Below are 20824 nucleotides of genomic sequence, written 5' to 3' on the forward strand. Positions count from 1 at the left end.
GATCGCGCTGCTGGAACTGCCTGAGCGCCGCTTCCAGATCGGAGAGCCTTGTGCCCCAACCCCCAACATGCGACCATGCTACCAAACATCCGTTCGGGCGTCAAGCAAAAGAAGGCTGTAAATGACGAAAATCTTTCGCCCGCGGCGGTAGCGAGCTCGCGCCCCTCACCCTGACCCTCTCCCCTCGGGGGAGAGGGGCGATTTTTCCCCATCGACATCGCTGGTGGGCTCCGAGCGCCCCGGGCCGCCATACCTACCCCAGACGCCCTTTCCTGGTCTCGTCTCTGGCGACTCACCGGCCGGCTGGGCGCGCTGCCGTACCACCAGACTGAGTGTCTTCCCGACTCGGGAGACGAAGCTTGAGCCCGTCGTCGATCGCGTGCCGGGAGTGCTCCATACTGGCCGCGATGACCGACGAGGCGGCGACCGCAGTCATCCGCGCTGTGATGCCGCTGTGCGCCACGCTCGGCGTGCGCACGGAGACCTACTCCGCTGACGAGGTGGCGCTTGCGCTCGACTGGGCGCCCTCGCTCTGCACCAGCGGCGGGATTCTGCACGGGGGAGTGATCATGGCGCTCGCCGATTCGGCGGGCGGCGCCTGCGCCGACTTGAACCTGCCGGCCGGCGCTTCGGGTACCGCCACCATCGAGTCGAAAACCAACTTCTTCGGCGCTGTGAAGGCCGGCACGATCACCGCCACCGCCACGCCCCTGCACCACGGCGGGACGACGATGGCGGTCGAGACCTCGGTGCGCGACGGCACCGGGCGGCTGGTCGCCAAGGTCACCCAGACGCAGATGATCCTTCGCCCCCGCGCCTGACCCCGCCTGGATCGCCCTAGCCCGTGTTCTGAAGTCCCGCCGCGACGCCGTTGACGGTCAGGAGGAGAACCTGCTCGAGACGTTCCCGCTCCTCCGCGCCCGCGGCCGTGCCGCGCAGGGCCTCCAGGGCGTGCAGCTGGATGTGGGACAGCGCGTCCACGTACGGGTTGCGCAGCTCGACCGCCCACGAAAGCACGCGCCGGTTTTCCAGCAGGCGGGTGTGGCCGGTGACGGCGAGCACCTTCTCGACCGTCAGGTCGTACTCGGCCAGGAGGCGTGCCTTCAGCTCGGGCCGCGAACCCAGGTCGAGATAGCGGGAGGCGATCCTGCGGTCGGTCTTGGCGAGGCTCATCTCCGCGTTGTCGAGAAGGCTGCCGAACAGCGGCCATGCCTCATAGGCCTCTTTCAGCTCTCCGATCTCCGCCGCGGCCAGGCCGCTGCCGAGGCCGTACCAGCCTGGGAGGTTCAATCGGACCTGAGACCACGAGAAGACCCACGGGATGGCGCGCAGCTCGTCCAGCCTGTGGCCGGCCGCTCGACGCGCCGGTCGGGATCCGAGGCGCAGGCGGCCGAGCTCATCGACTGGCGTCACCCGGCTGAACCACTCGTCGAAACCGTCCGCTTCGACGAGGGCTCGGTAAGCGGCTCGCGCCGGGCCGTCCACCCGCGCCGCCAGCGAGCGGAAGCGCCCGGCCGCTCGCTCCACCACCGCCTCCACCTCTGGCTGCGAGCTCAAGAGGACGGCCGAGGTGACCTGCTCGAGGTGGCGGCGCGCGATCGCCGGCTGCGCGTAGCGGGCGAAGATCACCTCACCCTGCTCGGTGACCTTGAAATGGCCGTCGATCGAACCCGGCGCTTGCGCGCGAATCGCCCGGTTGGCCGGCCCGCCGCCACGGCCGAGCGAGCCGCCACGACCGTGAAAGATCGTGAGGCGGACCCGCCGGCGCTTCGCCCACCGGACCAGGGCCTCCTGCGCGCCGTACAACGCCAGGTTCGCCGACACCGGCCCCACCTCTTTGGTGGAATCGGAATATCCGACCATGACCTCGATCCGCCCGGTCTCACGCACCCGGCTCTGAACCTGCTCGAGCTCGAGCATGGAGTCGAGGATGGAGGGCGCGCGAGCGAGGTCTTCGGCGGTTTCGAGCAGCGGGACGACGTCGAGGACCACCGGCGGTGAGTCACGCGTCGCCATCTCGGCCAGGGAGTACACGTTGGCGATATCGGTCGCATCCCTCGTGAAGCTGACGATGTAGCGGCGGCACGACTCGGCGCCGAAGCGCTGCTGGATGGCGGCCATCGCGCGAAAGGTCGCCAGCACCTCGTCGGTCTCGGCGGAGCGCGGTCCCCCGCTCTCCAGCTCGGCCCGCGCGAGATCGAGGATCGCGCTGTGCTGCCGCACCTCCACTTGGGCGAAATGAAAACCGAAGGTCTCCACCTGCCAGATGGCGTGCTGCAACTCGCCGAAGGCGAGGCGTGGCGCACCGGCCGACGCCAGGGACTGCTGCACCACCCGGAGGTCGTCGACCAGCTCCCCCGGGGTCCGGTACCCGCTCGAGGTCGCAAGACGCGTCGCCCGGACGCGGTCCGCCACGTGCACCAGATACTGGCGGTGCCGCTCGGCCGGCGAGCGGGCTTCGATGTCCGCCCAACGCAGCGGTTCCGAATCGCGCGCCTCGGCCAACCGAGCTTGCAGTGCGCTGTCCGGCGGAGTCGTGACGGCATCCGCGGTCAGGGCGCGGCCGATCCGCGTGATCGCAGCCTCCAGCGCGATCAGGACGTGCTCGGACGCCACCTCGAGCGCTTCCCGTGTGACCTCCGCGGTCACCACGGGATTGCCGTCCCGGTCGGCCCCGACCCAACTGCCGAAGCGAAGGAAAGGAGGCACCAACGCGGCTCGGCGGCCGGCGTCCCGCGGTTGCAGCGCCGTGTCCAGGTCGCGATAGATCTCGGGCACGATTCGAAACAGGCTGTCGTCGAAGACGCCCAGCACCGTACGCACCTCATCCAGCGGCCGCACCTGGCTGCTTCGCAGCTGGGCGGTGCGCCACAGCGTGTCGACCTCTTCCAGCAAACGCCTTCGGGCATCGCGCTGCTCGTGCTCGGAAGCGCGTGGATCGTCGAGCCTCTCGAGCTGAGCGCCGACACGGGAGGTCGCGGCGACGACCGCTCTCCTCCGCGCCTCGGTCGGATGAGCGGTCAACACCGGGTGGATCGACAGGTCGTCGAGCAGCTCCCGCAGACGACCCTCGCCATATCGAGATCGAATCTCCGCCACGGCCTGCCCGATCGACTCCGGGGATGGCTCGGGTCCGCGATCGCGCTCGCGCAGGGCTCTGACGCGGTGCCGCTCCTCGGCGAGGTTCACGAGCTGGAAGTAGCAGGTGAACGCGCGAGCCACCTGCTCGGCCCGATCGAGCGACCACGACGCCACGAGCTGCTGTGCCTCGCGCGCCTGCTCGTCGCTCTGGCGCGCCAGGATCACGGTGCGGCGCAGCCGCTCCACCATCTCGAAGAGCTCCGCCCCGCCACTCTCGGTGATGACCTGGCCGAGCACCTCTCCCAGCAGGCGGACCTCCTTCCGCAAAGGCGCCGGCATCTCCTGGCTTGCGCTCTGACGCGACATGGCAGCCAAGTTACCAGCCGGACAGCTGCCGATGGCTTCCGCCCCTCAAGATGTAATGGGTGTACAGCCCCCAGCCCATTACAATCGTCACATGCATCGCACGCGCGGCCGGCTGCCGGCGGGGTTGCTCGCCATCGGCTGCCTCGCGGCCTGTTCGCAGGCGCCGCCACCGGTCCACGGCTGGACGATGGTCGCGCACGTCAGGGTTGGCCAGACCCCAGGTCCGGTGACGCTCGCCGGCGGCTGGGCCTTCGTCCCCAACATGAGCGACGGCACGGTGACGCAGATCGATCGGGCTGACGGCAAGGTCGTCGCCACCATCGATGTCGCCGACCCTCACGTGCTGCGTGAGCAGGGCTGCGCCCCGGACAGCGTCCACGCCTACTACTCAGGTTCCTGGGGCTGGCGCATCTGCGACACGCCGTATGCCACCGCCTGGGACGGCTCGTCGCTGTGGGCGCTCGACAACGGCCGCCGGCAGCTCGTTCGCGTCGACCCATCGACCCACCGGGCGGCGGACCGGGTCAGCCTGCCCGGCACCGGGTGGGGCGTCGCGATCAGCGGCACGACGGCCTATGTCTCCGGGTTCGTGGCCGACCGGTCGCTTTACGTGGTCGATCTCGCGGCGCGTCGCGTGACGACCACGCTGAGCGACCTCGACCTGGGACCCGCGTCACTGGCGGTGGGCCCCAACGGCGTCTGGGTGGTCTGCGCGCGAGCCGGCACCGGCCACCTCGACCGCATCGACCCGATCACCAACCGGGTGGTCGGCCGTTACGAGAGTGAGTGGTGGAGCACCGCCATCGTGGCTGATCACGACTCCATCTACGTCCGTGGCACGTTTGGCGGCGACATCTCCCGAATCAACACCGCGACAGGGATCTCGGAGTGGAACCAGCCGGGCCCCGGTTTCATCGGCCGGCAGGGGATCGATCAGCTCGGCGCGGCTCCCAACGGCATCTGGATGAGCGGCCCGACCACCGCCCGCGTCGATCCCGCGACGGGAAGGATCGTGGAAAGGATCCCGCTGCCGTCAACCTCGGTGGCCGCGGGCGGCAACGAGCTCTGGCTCGTTCGGCTCGACGGCTCGGTATCGGAGTTCAAGCGAGATTAGCCAGGCAGGCAAATGGCGGCCCAACCCCATCCCCTACACCGCCTTCGAGCAACCCTGCCTGGACTTCGTCAACAGCGAGTTCACCGAGCACACCGGAAGCGGAGGGCGATTTGACCGCCTGCAGACCGTCGAGTGGCGTCGCTGGTTTCTGGAGCGCTGGGGCTTTCACCCTCCGACCGGCGTATCGGCCGGCACGCTGGCGCGTCTGAAAGGGCTGCGATCCCTCCTGCGTGAGCTCCTCGTGGATCACGCCGACCCAAACCGCGGCCAGCTGGAGCGTCTCAATCAGCTGCTCGCGGCGGGACCGTGCACCTGGCGGCTCTGGCACGATCCCGCCTCGAAACCTGGAGCGAGGCTGGTCATGGAGCTGCGGCCGGTGACCGCCGGCTGGGACGCGGTGCTGGCCGGCGTGGTCGCGTCGTTCGCGGAGCTGGCGGTGAGCGGGGACATCAAGCGGGTCAAGCGCTGCGGCAACCCGAGCTGCTCGTTCCTGTTCTTCGACGCCAGCGCGGCGCAGAGCCGTCGCTGGTGCGACCCGGCCATCTGCGGCAATCTGGTCAAGGTTCGCGAGTTCCGGGCCCGGGGCCGGCGGCGCCCCCGACGCTGAGCCGGCCGCGGCCAGCTCAGAGTCCCGGATGGAAGCGGGGAGCCAGGCGCGTGCTCATCGGCGCGGCCACATGCGGGTGGCGGCGACGAGCACAAACAGGCCGAACACGCCCGCCAGCATTCGCTGCGGCATCCAGATGGCAAGCGCCGCGCCGAGGAGCGTCGCGGGCACACCGGCACCGGCGATCCAGCCGACGGAGCGCAGGTCGACATCACCATGGCGGTAGTGGGTCAGGGCACCGATCGCGGCGGTCGGCAGGATCGCCACCAGCGAAGTGCCCTGGGCCATACGCTGAGCGAGCCCAAAGCCGAGGACCAGTGTCGGCACGGTCAGAATCCCGCCGCCAACCCCGGCGAGGCCGCTCAGGATCCCGATGACCAGCCCGCTCAGGATGATGAACGCGTACTGCTCGACGCTCACGCTTCGTGAGACCAAGCCGCCCGGAGAACCGGACGCACCGAGCGCCGCGTCGTAGACCTGCTTCAGGCCGACGACCACGAGCAGGAGGGCGACCAGCACCCGAAGGGCGCGCTCCGGGATCCGGCGCGCGACGTAGGCGCCCGCGAACGCGCCTGCCCCGCCGCCCAGGACGAGGAGGAGTGCGACCGTCAGGTCGACCTGAGGCGCGCCGTTGCCGAAGTAGTAGACACACGCGCCCGCCAGCGCGACGGGAACAATGGCCGCGAGCGAGGTGCCGCTCGCCCGGCGCGGGTCGGTATGGGTCCACATGACCTGCAGCGGCACCATGAGGAAGCCGCCGCCCACGCCCAGCAGTCCGCTCGCGAGTCCGGCGACTACGCCGATCGCGGCACTGGCTCTGGGAGTGGAAGCCAGTCGCGTCTCGATGCTGGGGCTAGCCCGCCGACTTCATGAGAGGCGGCCGACGTAAAGGTTGATCACCTCATCATCCTGCAACAGGTCCGCGCCTGTGCCTTCGAGCCGGTTCTGGCCGAGGACGAGGACATATGCCCATTGGGCGTGGCGCAGGGTCTCGCGCGTATTCTGCTCGATGACCAGGATGGCAACCCCAGTCGCCTTGATCTCTTCGATCCGCTCCCAGATCAAGCCCTGAAACTTCGGCGCCAGGCCGGCGCTCGGTTCGTCCAGGATGAGCACGACGGGGTCGACCATCAGCCCGCGGGCGAGGGCGAGCATGGTCCTCTGACCGCCGCTCAGCGTGTTGGCGCGCCGGTGCGACGACACCTTGAGATCCCCGAAGAGGCCGAAAAGCTGCTCGACCCGGTCCCGCACCCCTGAGCGCCGGCTGTAGCCGCCCATCTCCAGGTTTTCGCGCACCGTGAGCTCCGGGAACACGTTCGCCACCTGCGGAACATAGGCGAGCCCCCTTCTCACGAGCTTCTCGGCCGGCTGCCCGGTGACATCGACCCCCTGAACGGAAACGGTGCCGGCCGTGGGACGGATGAGTCCCGCGATGGCCTTCAGCAGCGTGGACTTGCCGGCGCCGTTCGGGCCGACGATGGCGGTGATGGCGGCGCGGTTGACCGCGATGCTGATCCCGTTGATGACCGGGGGCCCGCCGTATCCCGCCGTCAGCCCCCGCACGGCCAGGATCGGCCCTTCGCCGTTGGTCGGGCTCATCACTGCTTGGCGAGCTCCCCAAGGTATGCGTCGATCACGCCCTGGTTCGAGCGCAGCGACTCGAAAGGCCCCTCGGCGATCACGGTGCCCTGCGCCATGACGATGACGTGATCGGTCACGCGCTCGATGAATGGAAGGTTGTGCTCGACGACGATGACGGACGTTCCCGCTGAGACGAAGCCTTCGATGGCGAGAGCCATCCGCTCGCCGAGTACCGGGTTCACACCGCCCATGGGCTCATCGAGGATGACCAGTTGGGGCTCGGCCATCCGGATCCGCGCAAACTCGACGAGCCGCTTCTGACCGCCGCTCAGGTTGCCGGCCCGCTCGTTGCGCAGCTTGAGGAGGCCGAACTCGTTCAGGATCTCCCGCGCCCTGGCGAGCTCGTGCACGTCGGCGTCGCGTCGGGCGCGCCCAAGTCCCCACACGCCGCGCCAGAACGTCTCCCGACGCGCATCCCATCGGGCCATGATCACGTTTTCCAGGACCGTGAGCCCTGGCCACTCCCTCGGACTCTGGAAGGTGCGAATCAGCCCCATGCGCGAGATGCGATGAGGCGCGGCGCCCTGGATCGGCACGCCTTTGAAGAGCACCGTGCCGGAGTCGGGCAGCTTGAATCCCGAGATCAGATCGATCGCGGTGCTCTTCCCTGCCCCGTTGGGCCCGATCAACCCTGTCACCTGGCCGGCCGGGGCCTCGAATGAGCACGCTTCGACCGCGTAGACACCGCCGAAGTGCTTGGTCAGGCCCCTGACCCCCAGAGCCGCGGCCGCCGAGCTCGACACTATGCGGGCCGCGCGGCGAGATCGCCTTCAGGTGAGCGGTCGACCATTCGCCGTTCTGGGAGCAGGCCCGCGGGCCGGTATCGCAGGAAGAGGACCAGGGCCGCGCCGATCACGATTGGGCGAACGGCGAGCACGATCGTCGGATGCCCGGGGATCTCGGGCAGGAAGCGTGTGGATTCCTCGATCAACATGATCACGATGAACACGCCCAGCACGACGCCTCTGATGTTGCCGCGTCCGCCGACCAGGATCGCGGCGTAGAGGATGACCGTCTCGAGCGGAGACCATGCCGACGGGTTGAAGGCGCTGAGGTAGGCGGCGAAGAGGCCGCCGCCAAGACCGCCGATGCCCGCGCCCAGCACGTAGGCCTTGAGCTTCAGGCGGTAGATGTCGCGCCCGAAGGCCGCCGCCGCCCTTTCGTCTTCACGTAGCGATCGCAGGGCGAGCCCGAACCGGCTGCCGGAGACGCGTGACAGGAAGAAGTACACCAAAAGAAAGACGGCGATCGCAAAGCCGGCAAAGAAGTACTGGTAGCTCTGGAAGTCGAGGCCGAGCACGTCGCCCATCGGATTGATGAGACCGAACAGGCCGTTGTAGCCGTCGAACAGGGGAACGTACTGCCCGGCGAACACATAGAGCACGTAGACCGCGCCGAGGGTGACGATCGAAAAGTAGATGCCGCGAAGGTGCCGCAGCGCGATCAGGCCCACGACCAGGGCCATCGCCATGGCCGACACCACGGCGCATGCGACCGCGGCGAGGTAGGGCAGCTGGAGACCCAGGATGTATTGCGCCGGCGCGGGCTGACGGCCGATGCTCAGGACCAGCGTCATGTAGGCGCCGAGCGCGACATAGCCGTAGTAGGCGAGATCGAAATCGCCCGACCACCCCCAGATGACGTTGAGGCCGAGCGCCATGATGCCGAAGATCGCTCCCTCGGTGAGGATGGAGATCAGGTACTGGGTCATTCGAAGACGGTCCTGCGGGCGTTGACGAAGAGACCGCGCGGCCGGACCAGGATGACCAGCGCCAGGATCGCGAACGCGAATGCGAGGTTGTAGCCCGCGCTCACGTAGCCGCCGAAGAATTCCAGCGCGATCCCCACGATGACGGCTCCGACCATCGTCCCAAACGCCCGGCCGAGGCCGCCCGCGACGGCCGCCGTGAGGGTGATGAGAAAGAAGCTGAACCCGAAGCTCGGATTGAACGTGCCCACGCTCTCGGCGAGGATGAAGCCGGCGTAGCCGGCGATCAGCCCGGCGAGAAACCAGGTCGCCGAGGCCACCAGGTGGGCGTTGATCCCGCTCACTCGGGCGAGTTCGCGGTTTTGCGAGACCGCGCGCAACGCCTTGCCGAATTTGGTGTGCGAGATGAGCACGTAGAGGGCGCCGGTGATGCCGAACGCCGAGAGGATGATCTCCATCTCGGTCGGCGTCCACCGGAAGGGGCCGGCCTGGATGGGCGCGCCGGTCGGAATCGCGTACGCGACGTTGGCGGCGCCGAAAATGATGACGAGCACGTTCTGGATCACGAAGGACAGGCCGAGTGTGGCGATGAAGATGACCAGGGTCGGGGTGCCGTGGCGTATGAACCGGTCGACCACACCCGCATGCACCACCAGGGCCAGCAGCCCGCCCGCGAGCGCGGCCGCGATGGCGGCGGCAACCGCGCTCCCGGTGCGCTGATGCGTGACATAGGCCGCATACGCCCCGACGGTGAGGATCTCGCCGTGGGACAGGTTGGCCACGTTGGTGACGGCGTACTCGAGCGTGAACGCCACCGCGGAGAGGGCGAGGATCGCGGCCGTGACGATCCCGAAGCCGAGGGTCAGGAAGACCTCGTGCACCTAACCCTCAGCTTCGGTTGATGTCGGTTCGACTTGGGTCGGCCAGATCAGGGCGTCGCGGCGGCCAGGTCGTCGGCGGACAGGATCTGGACCTGCACCTGCTGTCCCGCCAGGCTCTGCTGGAAGGCGCCGTAGGGGCCGAAAACATTGTGGTACTGGTTGTAGTTGAGGTCGCCGCTGGCCCCCTCGTAGTTGATCTTGGTGCCCGCGGTGATCAGGTCGAGGCAGCTCTTGTAGGTGTAGCACTGCGTCCCGGGTGGGTTCGTCACGTCCATCATCGCGGCGTTGATATCGGGACCGTTGATGCTCTTGGCCTTGTCGACCGCCAGCGCCTGGCTGATCACCGAGTCGTAGGCATAGTTGGCATTCGCCTCGGGCTGGCTGTTGCTGCCAAACATGTCGGCGAAGATCCTGTTGAATTCGTCGGCGGCGGCGCCGCTCACCGAAGTTCCGTAGACCGAGATGAGGTGGTCGTGCGCCACCGGGTAGGTGATTGCCTTCAGGTAGTCATCGCCGCCGGTGACATCCGTGCCGACGAAGGGGATCGCCAGGTTGTTGGCATCCTTGAAGTTCTGGAACAGAACCGCGGCCGTGGCGGCGTCGGTCTGAGTGAAGATCACGTCCGGGTTGGCGGAGATGACCGCCTGCACCTGCGTGTGGTACGAGGTCTGGTCTGGAGACAGGTCCGTGATCCTGGAGACCACCGTTCCGCCCAGCTTCTTCCAGGTCGCCGCGATGGGATCCGCAAACGTCTGCGCTGCGATGTCCGAGAAGAAGAGCAGAGCGGCCTTGCGGTAGCCCTTCTTGTAGCCGTACAGGGCCATGGCCACGCTGAGCTGCGAGTCGGACGGGCTGTCGCGCCACAGGTAGGGATTGGCGTTGTGGTCGAACAGGGTGCTGCCGCCCTGGAATTGATCCGGGATCTTGGCCGCCGAGATGATCGGTGCGTCGGCATTGATCTCCTGCGTCTCAGGCCCGATGATCCCGACCAGGTTGTTGGCGGCCATCAGCTTTCGAAGCGCGGGGACGGAGTCAGCCTCGTCGCACTGCGTGTCGGCGTGGGCGAGGTCCAGCTTCTGGCCCAGGATGCCGCCTCCGTCGTTGATCGCCTTCTGGGCCATCTGGGATCCCTGGAGCATCGCCGAGCCAAGGCTGGCGAGGGTACCGGTGAAACAGGAGAGCACGCCCATGCTGACCGGGCCGGTGGGCAGCTTGCCGCCGCCGCCGGACGTGCCGGAACCGCATGCGGTCGCCAGGAGGCCGGCCGCCACCGAGGCCGCCAGCACGCGCCCGAGGCGCCGGCCGCCGATCCGATCGAGTCTTCCTGCGTCCATCGAACTCCTCCTGCCAATGACGCGTTCGGCTGCACCCAAGCGTGGGATCGCGGCGAGATTAGTCGAGGTGGACCAGTTTGTCAATGGTTGGACCACCTAGCCTCTGAGCCTGGTAGACTCGTCCCCATGGGCGCCGCGCCGATCAGCTCCCTCCGTCCGCTCGAGCGCAGCCGTCTTTACGAAGACCTAGGCGAGCGGCTTGGGGAGTTCGTCCGGGAATCCGGCATGGTCCCCGGGGACAGGTTCCCGCCGGAGCGTGACCTCTCGCGTCACCTGCGCGTCAGCCGGACCTCCGTCCGTCAGGCGATCGTCGTGCTCCAGGCTCTCGGCTTTGTCGACGTCCGCCACGGCGAGGGCATCTTCCTGCGCCGGACCGGCGGCTTTGGCGAATCGCTGACCAAGCTCCTGGAGCGCCGCCGCCGGCTGCCCGACGTCTTGGAGGCGCGCGAGGCGCTCGAGGTCAAGCTGGCCGAGCTCGCGGCCACGCGCCGGAGCCAGAAGGACCTCGACGCCATGGACTTCGCGTTGAGCAGGATGAATGGCGAGATCCAGGCCGGCGGGCTCGGCACCGAAGGCGACGCGGCCTTCCATCACGCGATCGCCCTGGCCGCTCGCAATGAGGTGCTCCTCCACCTGATCGACGCCATGGCAGAGGTCATCCAGGAGAGCCGCGTGGAGTCGCTGAGCGAACCGGGGCGCCCGCAACGCTCGCTCGAGGCTCACCGGCGCATCCTGGCCGCCATCGGCGAGGGCAACGCCGCGCATTCGGCGGAGGCGATGCGGCAGCACCTCAGGGTCGTGGCCGACGTTTCGCTGCTGCGCTGGCAACCGGAGAGTGCGGACGATGGGGACGCTGCAACCTAGCGGGCCGGCTGACCAGGCGGCGGAGCGGGCTGATTCGTGTCCGATGTGTTCAGCTCCGCTCGACCGGCTTCGAGTTTGCCCCGGCTGCGGTCACCACGCGCCGCTGACCGCGCGGCAGCGGATCGATCAGCTCGTCGATCGAGGCAGCTTCCAGGAATCCGAGCGTCATCTGTGGTCGGGCAACCCGATCCACTACTCCGACGGCGCCAGCAGCTACGAGAATCAGGTCGCCGAGGCCCAGCGCGCGACTTCGCTCCTGGACGCGGTGATCACCGGCCGGGCGCGGCTGCTGGGAGGGCGGGTCGTCCTGGTGGTGTTCGACTTCCGCTTCCTGGGCGGCAGCATGGGCAGCGTGGTCGGCGAGAAGGTCGCGCGCGCGTTCGACATCGCGCGGCGCGAGAGGATCCCGGCGATAGTCGTCTCCTCCTCAGGCGGCGCGCGGATCCAGGAAGGCATGGTGGCCCTCTTCCAGATGGCCAAGACGGCCCTGTGCGCAGCCCGCCTTCGGGAGCAGGGCGTGCCTTTGCTGACGGTGCTGTCCGACCCCACCATGGGCGGCGTGCTCGCGTCATTCGCGAGCCTGGGAGACGTGATCCTGGCCGAGCCGCACGCCCGGGTGTCGTTTGTCGGACCCCGCGTGCACCTCAAGGCGATCGGAGACCAGGCGCCACCCGGCCGGGCGGAATTCGCCCTGGAGCACGGCACCATCGACGCGATCGTCGAGCGTGAGCAGCTGCGCCCGGTCCTGGGCCACCTCGCCGCCGTCCTTCGATCACACGACCGCGCGCCGAGGAAACCGGAACATCCGACACCCCTCTACCGCCCCCAGATCCGACGTCCGGTGTGGGAGACGGTTGAGCTCGCGCGACATCCGGCCCGCCCCAGCGGGCGTGAGCTCGCGCAACGAGTCTTCACCGACGTCTTCGAGCTGCACGGCGATCGGCGCGGTGAAGACGACGACTCAGTCATGGCCGGGATCGGCCTGCTCGGCGGCAGAGCGGTGGTGGTCGTGGCGCAGGACCGCCGCTCCGTCCGCGCCGGCAGCACGAGGGCCAGCGGATTTCGCAAGGCGCTGCGAGCGTTCACCCTCGCCGAGCGCTTCGGGCTTCCGCTCTTCACGTTCGTCGACACGCCCGGCGCCGCCACCGACGCCGAGGCCGAAGCCGATGGCATCACCGGAGCCGTCGCGGAGTCTTTGGCCAGGCTGGGCCGCCTGCGAACACCGGTGATCAGCACGGTCATCGGCGAAGGGGGCAGCGGCGGGGCGCTCGCGCTGTCGGTCGGTGACCGGCTGCTCATGCTGGAGAACGCGATCTTCTCGGTGATCGGGCCCGAGGCGGCGTCGGCGATCCTCTACCACGACGCCGACCACGCCCGCGAGCTCGCCGGCCGGCTCAAGCTGACCGCCGGCGACCTGGCCGCGCTGCGCATCGCGGACCGGGTCGTGCCCGAGCAGCCGGCCGGGCACGAAGCACCCGAGATGCTGGCGGCGATGCTGCGCCAGGTCCTGGTCGATGAGCTCGCTACGCTCTCCGGGACGTCGATCGGCAACCTGCTCAAGCGGCGAGAGGCCAAGTTCCGGCAGGTGCACTCGGTGCACGGGCGGCTGCGCGGCCTGATGCGGCAACAGCCCGACCCGCCCGGTGATGCGCGGGCGCTCCATGCCTGACGTTCCCGACGCACCCAGGCTGCCGCTGAACGGGATCCGCGTCCTCGACCTGACCCACGCTCTCGCCGGCCCGTACTGCACGATGCTGCTGGGCGACCTGGGCGCGGACGTGATCAAGGTCGAGCCGCCAGGCACCGGCGACCAATCGCGCCAATGGGGCCCGCCGTTCATCGAAGGCGAGTCCTCCTATTTTCTATCCGTCAACCGCAACAAGCGCAGCGTGGTCCTCGACCTCAAGAGCGATAGCGGCCGAGCGGCGGCGGTGGCGCTCGCCCTGGCCTGCGACGTGGTGGTGGAGAACTTCAAGCCAGGCACCGCCGCGCGGCTGGGCCTCGATCATGAGCAGCTGCAGGCGCAGAAGCCGGAGCTCGTGTACGCCTCGATCAGCGGCTTCGGTCAGAACCAGCCGGCGCTGGCGGGTTACGACCAGATCGCGCAGGGGACTTCGGGAATGATGAGCGTGAACGCGGTCCCGGACGCGCCGCCGACCAAGGTCGGCGTGCCGATCGGAGACATCACGGCGGGAATGTTCGCGACCCACGCCATCCTGGCCGCGCTGGTGGAGCGGCAGGTCACCGGCCGCGGCCGCTATATCGACATCGCCCTCAACGATGCCCTGCTGGCGCTACACACCTATCAGGCGGGGAGGCTCTTCGCCACCGGGCACATCCCGAGCCGGGAGGGCAACTTTCACGCCACCATCTCCCCCTACGGGACCTTCGCGGTCGGCGACGGGTTCATCAACGTCGCCGTCGCGACCGACGCGCAGTTCCGCCGCTTATGCGAAGCCCTGGGAGCCCCCGAGCTCGCCGAGGATCCTCGATTCACCACCAACCCGCTGCGCCAGGAGGCACGGTCCGAGCTGGTGCACGAGATCGAGAGCCGCCTTCGAGACGGGACGCGCATGGAGTGGCTGGCGCGCCTGGAGAGCCACGGCATACCGGCCGGGCCGATCCTGGATCTGGCGGAGGCCTTCGCCAGCCCACTGGCCCAGGCCCGCGGCATGCGCGTGGAGATCGAACATCCCAAGGCAGGCCGGATCAGCCAGGTGGGCGCGCCCTGGAAGATCGACGGCGCCTCGAGCCCGGTCCGGCTCCCCCCCCCGACGCTCGGCCAGCACACCGAAGAGGTGCTGCGCGAGCTGCTCGACTCCGACCGGTCGAGGACGCATGAGCATTAGGGTCGGCGCCTTGTCTCCGCCGCTGTCGGGCGTTCGCGTGCTCGAGGTGGGCAACTACATGGCGGCGCCCTTCTGCACCATGCAACTGGCCGACCTGGGCGCAGAGGTGATCAAGATCGAGAACCCCGACGGCGGCGACCAGGTGCGCGCGGCCGCGCCGATGATCGAGGGCGAGGGCTCTGCCTTCGTACGCCTCAACCGCAACAAGCGCTCACTTGCCCTCGACCTCAAGAGCCCGGCCGGCAAGGACGTTTTTCGCCGGCTCGTGGCCACCGCGGATGTGCTGGTCGAAAACCTGCGACCCGGGACCATGCGCGATCTCGGGCTCGACTACGAGCGGCTCCACCGCATCAACCCCGCCCTCATCTATGTCGCGGCGTCGGGCTGGGGCCAGGACGGCCCCCTGAAAGATCAGCCGGGTATGGACATCATGGCGCAGGCGCGCTCGGGGCTGATGAGCATCACCGGCATGCCCGACGGCGATCCGGTCAAGATCGGAGTGCCGGTTTGTGACCTGGTGTGCGCGCTTTACGGCGCACTCGCGGCGGTGTCGGCGCTGCACTCGCGTCGCGACACCGGAGCCGGCCAGTACATCGATGTCTCGCTGCTCGAAGCCGGCGTCTCGCTGGCGATCTGGGAGGCGGGCACCTACTTCGCGACCGGGGAGATCCCGCGCCCGCTTGGCTCCGCTCATCAGAGCAATGCGCCATACCAGGCGTTCCGGGCCGCCGACGGCTGGCTCACCCTCGGAGCCACGACCAAGCCGAACTGGGAAGCGCTGTGCCGCGCGCTGGGTCTTGGGCGCCTGCTCGACGACAGCCGCTACTCCAGCACCAGCCAGCGACACGCGAACCGCGATACGCTCGTCCCCACGATCGAAGAGGTGACGATGACCGCACCCGCGGGGTACTGGCTCGCCGTACTCGAGGCGGCCGGCGTGCCCTGCGCGCCGATTCAGAACTTCGGCGAGGTGTTCAACAGTCCACAGCTCATCGCCCGCGATTATTTCTGGGAGGCGCCGCACGCCCGGCTGGGCACGGTCCGACAGCTGGGGTCGCCAATGCGCTTTTCGCAAACCCCGGTGCGTCGCGACAGGGCGGCGCCGATCCTCGGAGAAGACTCGGCCGCGCTGCTCTCGGAGCTGGGCTACGAGCCGGCGGTCGTCTCAAGGCTCTTCGAACAAGGCGTCGTGGCGGGGCCGGCGCCGGCGGGGTCCGCTTGAGCGCGGCACCGTCGGCACCGGACGAGCTGATCGTCGAGCGGCGCGGAGCGGTCCAATGGGTCATCTTCAACCGGCCCCAGGCGCGCAACGCCCTGACCTGGAACATGTACGCAAGGCTCGTCGAGGTCTGCGAAGAAGTGAACCGGGACCGCGAGGTGCGAGCCGTGGTCTTCACCGGGGCCGGCGGGCATGCGTTCGTCGCGGGTACCGACATCTCGCAGTTCCGGGCTTTCAAGACCGAGAGGGACGCCCTCGACTACGAGGCTCGGGGCAACGAGGTCATGAGCGCGGTGGAGTCGGTCCGCGTACCGACGATCGCCGCCATCGCCGGGCCCTGCACCGGCGCCGGCGCGGCGATCGCCAACTGCTGCGACATCCGCATCGGCTCGCCCTCCGCGCGCTACGGGTTCCCCATCGCACGCACGCTCGGCAACTGCCTCTCGATGGCCAACTACGCCAGGGCCGCGGCGTTGATCGGCATCGCCCGGCTGAAGGACCTGATGATGCGCGCCCGCCTGATGAACGCCCAGGAAATGCTCGGCTGCGGCCTGCTGGCCGAGGTCACCGGCGACGAGGAGTCGCTCCTGCCGCGGGCGCAGGCGCTGGCGGAAGAGCTCGCCTCGCTTGCTCCGCTGACTTTGTGGGCGACCAAGGAAGCGCTGCGCCGGGTGCGCGACCGGCTCATCCCGCAGGGCGCCGATTCGGACCTGATCGTGGCCTGCTACACCTCGAGTGACTTTCGCGAAGGCGTCGAGTCCTTTCTCGCCAAGCGCAAACCCGAGTGGAAGGGCGAGTGACCGCCGCGAGAACGGCGCGGTTCAGATCACCAGCTTGACGACGGCGGCAAGCCCGGCGACGACGATGATCGCCCGGAGGACCTTCGGGTCGAGGCGGCGCGCGGCCACCGCCCCCAGCTGACCGCCCACCACGCTCGAAACCGCGATCAAGGCGGCGGCGATCCATGCGACGTGGGCGACCAGCACGAACACGATGGCGGCGACGCCGTTGACGAGGACGGCGAGAACGTTCTTCACCGCATTGAGCCGCTGCAGGCCGTCGTTGATGAAGATGGCGAGGACGGCGATGAAGATCACGCCCTGGGCGGCGCCGAAATAGCCGCCGTAGACGGCGGTCAGGAAAACACCGATGCGGAGCGACCAGGAGTGGCTTTCGTGATCCTGGTGCTGCGCCAGGTACTTCGCCAGCCTGGGCTGGACGATCACCAGCACCACGGCGAACAGGATCAGGACGGGGACGACGCGGTGAAAGACCGTCTGCGGAAGGGCCAGCAGGAGGATCGCCCCGAGCAAGCCGCCACCGACGGCAGGCACCGCCAGGGAGGTCGCCCGGTGGCGCTGGCCGGCGAGCTCCGGCCGCTGGCCGGTCACACCGCTGAAGGAGCCGAAGACCAGGCCCACGGTATTGCTGATGTTGGCGACCACTGGCGAATAGCCCACGGCCAGGAGGGTGGGAAAGGTCAGCAGCGAACCTGACCCGACCACGGTGTTCGCCGCGCCCGCGGCCAGGCCCGCGGCCAGCACCGCGACCACCGCCAGGGGATCCAATCCGAAAACCATCACCATCGACCTCCACGGACCGAACGACCGCGCGGAAGCCGTTCGCTACCGTGCGAGATGGACGCGCGCGAGACTCGGCGATCGAGCGCGACCAATGGTAGGCGTTGCAGGGAAACGCCCCTGGCGACGTTAGACTTGATCAAACGTCCCGCGGAGGTAGCCAATGTCTTCTCAACGTCCTGCAACGATCTTCGCCACCTTGGTCAACATGCTCGGCGGTTCGCTGACCGCGGACCTTGAGCCGGATGGGCCTGGCTGCAGCTGCAAGAGCTGCCAGCGGGCGTGGCGCCGGCGCCGTCCGTCGCTTGCCGCCATGGCCCGCCGCGACGTGCGCCTCGGCTTGTTGCGCCACCGCTCCGTCGGCTCCTGACGATCGCGTCCCAGAATTCGCGCGCACGAGCACAAACACGACGGGATAGGACCCGCGCGGCAGGCCACCAAGCTCGTCGCACGTGCTATAGGTGACCCCATGAATGAATTCTTCGAAGATCTGGGCCGGCGCTGGGTGGCGGCGGCCGGGCGCCGTCACGTTCGTATCGACGCGCCGTCGCTCGAGCCCCGGGTGGCGCTGGAGCTGCTGGAGCTGGCGCGGGTCGCCGCCCACACTCGTGAGCGCCGGTTCGCCCCGCTCTCATGCTTCCTGGCCGGGGTCGCGGCGGAGCGTCTGCGCGCGGCTGAGCCGGGGCTCGATGACACCGCCGTCGCGGCATTCGTCGAGGAGGTGCGGCGGGAGCTGGAGGCCGAAGCGCCGCCGGCGGCGCCTAGCGAACGTTGATGACGGGCAGCTGGCGGAAACTCTGAATCGCTACCCGAGCGGCAAGGGCGGAGGCGACCTTACGCAGAGCCTGGGCCCCCTGGGTTTCGGGACGCGAAGTGACCACCGGGGCGCCGGCGTCCGCCGCCTCGCGAATCGCCTTCTCGAGCGGGATCGCGCCGAGATAGGGGACGCCAAGCCGCCGGGCCGCCAGCTCGGCCTGTCCGTGATCGAAGATGTGGTGCTCCTCACCGCAGCGGCTGCAGATGAACCAGCTCATGTTCTCGACCAGCCCGAGCGGGGTCACATTGAGACCGCGGAACATCTGCAGCGCCTTGACGGCGATGCCCAGCGCGGCATCCTGAGGGGTGCATACGACTGCGACCCCGGTCAACGGCACCGACTGCGCCAGGGTCAGCGATGCGTCACCCGTTCCAGGCGGTAGGTCGATGACCAGGTAGTCGAGGTCGCCCCAGAGGACGTCGGTCAGCATCTGTTCGATCGCGCGCGAGACCATCGGTCCGCGCCAGACCATCGCCTTGTCCGCCCCCGCCAAAAACCCGATCGACATCAGCTCGAGCCCGAAGGCCTCGAGCGGGACGAGCTTTTGGTCCTGCACCCTCGGCTGGCCGTGAGTTCCCAGCATCCCGGGCACCGATGGCCCATAGATGTCAGCGTCGAGCAGGCCGACGCGGGCCCCCGACAGCTGGAGCGAGGCGGCCAGATTGACGGCCACGGTGGATTTGCCGACGCCGCCTTTGCCCGAGCCGACCGCGATCGCATGCTTGACCCCCGGGATCACCTGATCGCGCGGCCGGCCGCCGAAGGCGGCGCGCACGTTGGCCGTCATCCTGAGGTCGACCGCGGTCACACCGGGCAGCCCGCTGACGAGGTCCTTGGCCAGGGCTTGAAAGCGGTCTCTGACGGGGCACGCGGGCGTCGTCAGCTCGAACGTGAAGCTGACCCTGCCGTCGGCGCCGATGGCGAGGTCTTTGATCATTCCCAGGCTGACGACGTCACGGTGGAGGTCGGGGTCCTGAATCCCCGCCAACGCGGCCAGCACCTGGTCTGAGGTGGGCGGCGCGCTACTGGGCACTGAAGATGACCGCCGCGCGCAACGCCAGCACGCCGAGCAGCACCAGCGCCGAGACGACCCCCGTGTCGGTCAACGCGGGAGCGATCACCGCCGCGCCGCCCGCGGGTTGCACGTGGGAGCGTCCCCGCGCGCCCGCAAGGGACGCGGCGATCCCAACCAGCGCCAGCACCCACAGAGGCGCCCAGGCCAGGGTCTGGCCCGCACTCCCGGCCACGGCGACCGTGGCGAAGAAGACGACCAGCAGGATGAGCTCGAGCCCGGAGAAATAACCGTCAGCCACCCGCAGGCGAGCATGGCTGTACGACGCTTCGGCACGGTATCGCATCAGAAGCGCGATCAGCGCCGCCGATCCGCTCAGGCCTGACGCCAGGAACAGGCCGCCCAGAGCCCAGGTGTCGCTCCAGACGGGCTGGTTGCTGACACTCAGGAGGACTCCCGTGTAAGACGCGATGAACAGGCCGGCGATGGCGCCGGCGATGTTGAATGCCCGGCCCAGGACGCCGCCCAGCGGAGCGACCCTTGCCGCGGAGGACTGGCGGGCTCGCCTGTCCAGGAAGAACGCCTCCACCGCGGAGACGGTGACCAAGGCGCCGAAGACCAACAGGGCCCAGGCCCCCACCGACATGGGCGACCAGTACTTGAAGTTGAGGCCCTCCTGACCCGGAGTGACGTTGACCAACATATGCCAGAACCGCGACCAGCTCGCGCCGAGGTCGACGGTCAGGAAGATGGGACAGGGCAGGGTGGCGACGAAGGCGACGTAAAAGCCGATCCGCGCCGCGGCTTCGTCACGGGCGTCGCCGGTAGCGCGAAATATGGTCGCGAGGGTGTAGGAGCCGCCGGCGAGCCCGGCGAAGAAGAAGTAGAGGAGGATGTACCACTGCCATTGCGGCGCGCGGACGAAATGCTCCGCCGCGAGCAGGATCACTGCTCGCCTCGCCGCCGGAACGCGACCAATCCGGCGATCACGGCGAGCACCGCGGTCACCAGGGCGCCGGCGTAGCCACCGACATTGTTGCGGCTGGGCAGGACCGCGTTGTCCGCATTCGGGAGGCCGTAGGCCTCGGGCTTGTCCATGAGCAGGAAGAACGCGTTCAGCCCGCCGTAAACCTTGTCGTCGCGGCCGTACAGCTGGGCCTGCGACACGCCCTGGGTGTGGAGCGCCACCAGCCGGATGTCGGCGGCTTTCTGCAGGTCGGCCAGAGGCCCGAACTGAATGGACTGTGTCGGGCAGGCTTTGGCGCACGCCGGCTCCAGCCCGCCCTGCAAGCGGTCGTAGCACATCGTGCATTTGTGGGCGGTGCCCGTCTTCTGGTTCATGCCGATGACGCTGTAGGGACAGGCGGCGACGCAGTTGCGGCAGCCGTTGCAGACGTCCTGCTGGATGAAGACGGTGTCGAACTCGGTGCGGATGATGGCGCCGGTCGGACAGACCTCCATGCAGCTCGCGTGCTTGCAGTGCTTGCAGACGTCGGACATCATCAGCCAGGCCGTGCCGTTGCCGGCATTCACCGACTGGTCGGGCACGTCATCGAGGAATTTGACGTGACGCCAGTTCTGGGCGTCGAGCTGGCCCGTGTTGTCGAAGCTGTCAGCCAGGAACGCCGGCTCGTTGCCCTGCAGCGAGTTCCATTCCTTGCATGCCACCTCGCATGCCTTGCACCCGATGCAGATGCTCGTATCGGTGAAGAACCCGTAAGACTGGCCCGGCTTGATGTCGAGTGCCATAC

At 68.6% G+C, this 20824-nt stretch carries 19 protein-coding genes and 1 pseudogene; 9 read left to right on the forward strand and 11 right to left on the reverse strand.

Annotation, left to right across the window (positions count from 1 at the left end; all coding sequences use genetic code 11):
* The first annotated feature begins 407 nt into the window (after window positions 1–407).
* Window positions 408–821, forward strand: a complete 414-nt coding sequence (locus tag EPN29_10420) for a PaaI family thioesterase (protein TAN31982.1) — start codon at window positions 408–410, stop codon at window positions 819–821.
* Between the two features lie 16 nt (window positions 822–837).
* On the opposite strand, the gene EPN29_10425 is transcribed toward EPN29_10420, so the two are convergent.
* Entirely contained in the window at window positions 838–3447 is a 2610-nt protein-coding gene (locus EPN29_10425; GenBank protein ID TAN31636.1) for a phosphoenolpyruvate carboxylase, read from the reverse strand.
* A gap of 91 nt (window positions 3448–3538) precedes the next feature.
* Here EPN29_10425 and EPN29_10430 point away from each other — a divergent pair, with 91 nt between their 5' ends.
* Together EPN29_10430 and EPN29_10435 are read left to right on the forward strand one after the other, a co-directional pair.
* A complete protein-coding gene (locus EPN29_10430) occupies window positions 3539–4561 on the forward strand; it encodes a hypothetical protein (protein ID TAN31637.1) in 1023 nt (340 codons plus the stop codon).
* Window positions 4562–4802: 241 nt separating this feature from the next.
* Complete coding sequence (locus EPN29_10435) at window positions 4803–5168, forward strand: hypothetical protein (protein TAN31638.1); 366 nt, start codon at window positions 4803–4805, stop codon at window positions 5166–5168.
* Between the two features lie 54 nt (window positions 5169–5222).
* Here EPN29_10435 and EPN29_10440 read toward each other — a convergent pair whose 3' ends face one another.
* The 6 genes from EPN29_10440 to EPN29_10465 form a co-directional block, all read right to left on the reverse strand.
* Window positions 5223–5933 carry a sulfite exporter TauE/SafE family protein gene (locus tag EPN29_10440; GenBank protein TAN31639.1) on the reverse strand — a complete coding sequence of 237 codons (711 nt, stop codon included), beginning with the start codon at window positions 5931–5933 and terminating at the stop codon, window positions 5223–5225.
* Window positions 5934–6035: 102 nt separating this feature from the next.
* A complete protein-coding gene (locus EPN29_10445) occupies window positions 6036–6767 on the reverse strand; it encodes an ABC transporter ATP-binding protein (GenBank protein ID TAN31983.1) in 732 nt (243 codons plus the stop codon).
* Window positions 6767–7552, reverse strand: coding sequence for an ABC transporter ATP-binding protein (locus EPN29_10450; protein ID TAN31640.1), 786 nt, complete (start codon window positions 7550–7552; stop codon window positions 6767–6769). Before EPN29_10450 ends, EPN29_10445 begins: the two co-directional genes overlap by 1 nt.
* Complete coding sequence (locus EPN29_10455) at window positions 7552–8520, reverse strand: branched-chain amino acid ABC transporter permease (protein TAN31641.1); 969 nt, start codon at window positions 8518–8520, stop codon at window positions 7552–7554. Before EPN29_10455 ends, EPN29_10450 begins: the two co-directional genes overlap by 1 nt.
* Window positions 8517–9398, reverse strand: a complete 882-nt coding sequence (locus EPN29_10460) for a branched-chain amino acid ABC transporter permease (GenBank protein ID TAN31642.1) — start codon at window positions 9396–9398, stop codon at window positions 8517–8519. The genes EPN29_10455 and EPN29_10460 overlap by 4 nt, the downstream gene beginning before the upstream one ends.
* Window positions 9399–9445: 47 nt before the next feature.
* On the reverse strand, window positions 9446–10732 hold the full coding sequence (locus EPN29_10465) for an amino acid ABC transporter substrate-binding protein (GenBank protein ID TAN31643.1): 1287 nt from the start codon (window positions 10730–10732) through the stop codon (window positions 9446–9448).
* A 126-nt stretch (window positions 10733–10858) separates the two neighbouring features.
* Between EPN29_10465 and EPN29_10470 the strand changes: the two genes are divergently transcribed.
* From EPN29_10470 to EPN29_10490, 5 genes are read left to right on the forward strand one after another with little or no spacing between them, the layout of a single operon-like run.
* On the forward strand, window positions 10859–11596 hold the full coding sequence (locus EPN29_10470) for a FadR family transcriptional regulator (GenBank protein ID TAN31644.1): 738 nt from the start codon (window positions 10859–10861) through the stop codon (window positions 11594–11596).
* The gene (locus tag EPN29_10475; protein TAN31645.1) at window positions 11577–13265 is read left to right on the forward strand and encodes an acetyl-CoA carboxylase carboxyl transferase subunit beta; all 1689 of its coding nucleotides are present in this window, start codon (window positions 11577–11579) and stop codon (window positions 13263–13265) included. Before EPN29_10470 ends, EPN29_10475 begins: the two co-directional genes overlap by 20 nt.
* The gene (locus tag EPN29_10480) at window positions 13258–14445 is read left to right on the forward strand and encodes a CoA transferase (protein TAN31646.1); all 1188 of its coding nucleotides are present in this window, start codon (window positions 13258–13260) and stop codon (window positions 14443–14445) included. The genes EPN29_10475 and EPN29_10480 overlap by 8 nt, the downstream gene beginning before the upstream one ends.
* Entirely contained in the window at window positions 14435–15667 is a 1233-nt protein-coding gene (locus tag EPN29_10485) for a CoA transferase (GenBank protein TAN31647.1), read from the forward strand. Before EPN29_10480 ends, EPN29_10485 begins: the two co-directional genes overlap by 11 nt.
* Complete coding sequence (locus tag EPN29_10490; GenBank protein TAN31648.1) at window positions 15664–16464, forward strand: enoyl-CoA hydratase; 801 nt, start codon at window positions 15664–15666, stop codon at window positions 16462–16464. Before EPN29_10485 ends, EPN29_10490 begins: the two co-directional genes overlap by 4 nt.
* Before the next feature lie 21 nt (window positions 16465–16485).
* Here EPN29_10490 and EPN29_10495 read toward each other — a convergent pair whose 3' ends face one another.
* Entirely contained in the window at window positions 16486–17244 is a 759-nt protein-coding gene (locus tag EPN29_10495; protein TAN31649.1) for a sulfite exporter TauE/SafE family protein, read from the reverse strand.
* Window positions 17245–17713: 469 nt separating this feature from the next.
* Between EPN29_10495 and EPN29_10500 the strand changes: the two genes are divergently transcribed.
* On the forward strand, window positions 17714–18019 hold the full coding sequence (locus EPN29_10500; GenBank protein TAN31650.1) for a hypothetical protein: 306 nt from the start codon (window positions 17714–17716) through the stop codon (window positions 18017–18019).
* On the opposite strand, the pseudogene EPN29_10505 reads toward EPN29_10500, so the two are convergent.
* The 3 genes and pseudogenes from EPN29_10505 to EPN29_10515 form a co-directional block, all read right to left on the reverse strand.
* A pseudogene (locus tag EPN29_10505) lies at window positions 18006–19073 on the reverse strand (iron-sulfur cluster carrier protein ApbC). The gene EPN29_10500 and the pseudogene EPN29_10505 overlap by 14 nt on opposite strands.
* 10 nt (window positions 19074–19083) lie before the next feature.
* Window positions 19084–20340, reverse strand: coding sequence for a hypothetical protein (locus EPN29_10510; protein ID TAN31651.1), 1257 nt, complete (start codon window positions 20338–20340; stop codon window positions 19084–19086).
* On the reverse strand, window positions 20019–20822 hold the full coding sequence (locus EPN29_10515) for a 4Fe-4S dicluster domain-containing protein (GenBank protein TAN31652.1): 804 nt from the start codon (window positions 20820–20822) through the stop codon (window positions 20019–20021). Before EPN29_10515 ends, EPN29_10510 begins: the two co-directional genes overlap by 322 nt.
* Window positions 20823–20824: the final 2 nt, after the last annotated feature.

It is taken from the genome of bacterium (genome assembly GCA_004299235.1).
GTDB lineage: Bacteria > Chloroflexota > Dormibacteria > Dormibacterales > Dormibacteraceae > SCQL01.

Excerpts from the sequence above, each read along its gene's own strand:
- EPN29_10420 (TAN31982.1), top strand. The coding sequence starts at position 408 with ATGACCGACGAGGCGGCGACCGCAGTCATCCGCGCTGTGATGCCGCTG.
- EPN29_10425 (TAN31636.1), bottom strand. The coding sequence starts at position 3,447 with ATGTCGCGTCAGAGCGCAAGCCAGGAGATGCCGGCGCCTTTGCGGAAG.
- EPN29_10430 (TAN31637.1), top strand. The coding sequence starts at position 3,539 with ATGCATCGCACGCGCGGCCGGCTGCCGGCGGGGTTGCTCGCCATCGGC.
- EPN29_10445 (TAN31983.1), bottom strand. The coding sequence starts at position 6,767 with ATGAGCCCGACCAACGGCGAAGGGCCGATCCTGGCCGTGCGGGGGCTG.
- EPN29_10455 (TAN31641.1), bottom strand. The coding sequence starts at position 8,520 with ATGACCCAGTACCTGATCTCCATCCTCACCGAGGGAGCGATCTTCGGC.
- EPN29_10465 (TAN31643.1), bottom strand. The coding sequence starts at position 10,732 with ATGGACGCAGGAAGACTCGATCGGATCGGCGGCCGGCGCCTCGGGCGC.
- EPN29_10470 (TAN31644.1), top strand. The coding sequence starts at position 10,859 with ATGGGCGCCGCGCCGATCAGCTCCCTCCGTCCGCTCGAGCGCAGCCGT.
- EPN29_10475 (TAN31645.1), top strand. The coding sequence starts at position 11,577 with ATGGGGACGCTGCAACCTAGCGGGCCGGCTGACCAGGCGGCGGAGCGG.
- EPN29_10480 (TAN31646.1), top strand. The coding sequence starts at position 13,258 with ATGCCTGACGTTCCCGACGCACCCAGGCTGCCGCTGAACGGGATCCGC.
- EPN29_10485 (TAN31647.1), top strand. The coding sequence starts at position 14,435 with ATGAGCATTAGGGTCGGCGCCTTGTCTCCGCCGCTGTCGGGCGTTCGC.
- EPN29_10495 (TAN31649.1), bottom strand. The coding sequence starts at position 17,244 with ATGGTTTTCGGATTGGATCCCCTGGCGGTGGTCGCGGTGCTGGCCGCG.
- EPN29_10500 (TAN31650.1), top strand. The coding sequence starts at position 17,714 with ATGAATGAATTCTTCGAAGATCTGGGCCGGCGCTGGGTGGCGGCGGCC.
- EPN29_10515 (TAN31652.1), bottom strand. The coding sequence starts at position 20,822 with ATGGCACTCGACATCAAGCCGGGCCAGTCTTACGGGTTCTTCACCGAT.